At 65.5% G+C, this 647-nt stretch carries 1 protein-coding gene; it reads left to right on the top strand.

Annotated features, from left to right (window positions below; translation table 11 throughout):
- The coding region (locus tag DMC61_RS41020; protein WP_233595121.1) for a hypothetical protein at nucleotides 1-329 on the top strand (329 nt) is incomplete at its 5' end.
- Nucleotides 330-647: the final 318 nt, after the last annotated feature.

Raw genomic sequence — 647 nt, 5'->3', positions numbered from 1 at the left:
GCCAATCGGCGATGGCGGCCGTCGCCGATGCCTACCGTGTGCTCATGCGTGAGATCGAGTTCCGCCGGTTTTCCACGGAGCCGAGGCGACCGGACGAGCGGGAAACGTGGCTCGAATTCCTGATCGACGGCGTTTACTTCCTGGACCTGGTGCGCGAGGACGAACTTCCCGACGCGCTCGCGGAACAGAAGGAGCGCAGCGAGGAGTTCCCGACGGAGCCCGCGCCCTTGCTCGCTGGGGATTACGCGAATTCGACGCACCTTTCCGCCGGGCATCTACTAGGCGAAGCGCCGGATCGCGTTCCGCATGGCGCGGACGACGCCGAGTAACTCTTGCTGGGGTGCGCGTGCGGTATCGAGGAGTCCCGGGCACTCGGCGCGACGACCGAGGCGGGTGAAGACACGGTGACGTGGTCGGATCGCCGGAAGACGTACCGGGACTGAAACTACGACACAATGGGTGTTCTGACGTTCTCGCGCCAGGAGTACGAGAGGTCGCTTCGCGCCGCTTTCGGCAGCTGAACTGTCGGCTATGCGGCAGATCCAGCCGGAGCCGGTGTCGGTGTCGCGAAAACCACTTTCGGGACATCAGACGCCCGGAGAGTGGCTTTCGCGACACGGCCGCGCGGCGCGATCCAGACCGTCACC

The sequence above is a fragment of the Amycolatopsis sp. WAC 04169 genome (assembly GCF_003947535.1).
GTDB lineage: Bacteria > Actinomycetota > Actinomycetes > Mycobacteriales > Pseudonocardiaceae > Amycolatopsis > Amycolatopsis keratiniphila.
The sequence above is the reverse complement of the archived record's forward strand: the minus strand, read 5'-3'. Positions and strand labels throughout refer to the sequence as shown.